At 40.4% G+C, this 240-nt stretch carries 1 protein-coding gene; it reads right to left on the bottom strand.

Going from position 1 to position 240, the window contains the following annotated elements:
- Window positions 1-84: 84 nt before the first annotated feature.
- Window positions 85-240, bottom strand: coding sequence for a DUF6691 family protein (locus tag AAEY79_RS16240; protein ID WP_352289779.1), 156 nt, complete (start codon window positions 238-240; stop codon window positions 85-87).

Genomic DNA, 240 nt, shown 5'->3' with positions numbered 1-240 from the left:
ATGCTATACCGAGCATTTATTTAATATAAAAAGGTCAACAGTCGATGATGATTGCTGACCTTTTTTCGCTAGGCTATAAGTTCACTATCCGTTTAATTTTGGCTCAAGCCATTGATATATCAGCATGCCAATAATCATGGCAGGGATAAAGACATAGGCTTGCCAAACTCCTGTACCAAGCATTACGATACCAGGTCCAGGGCAAATACCAACCAAACCCCACCCGATACCAAATAACAT

Source organism: Psychrobacter sp. GW64-MNA-CIBAN-0177 (assembly GCF_040309585.1).
GTDB lineage: Bacteria > Pseudomonadota > Gammaproteobacteria > Pseudomonadales > Moraxellaceae > Psychrobacter > Psychrobacter okhotskensis.
The sequence above is the reverse complement of the archived record's forward strand: the minus strand, read 5'-3'. Positions and strand labels throughout refer to the sequence as shown.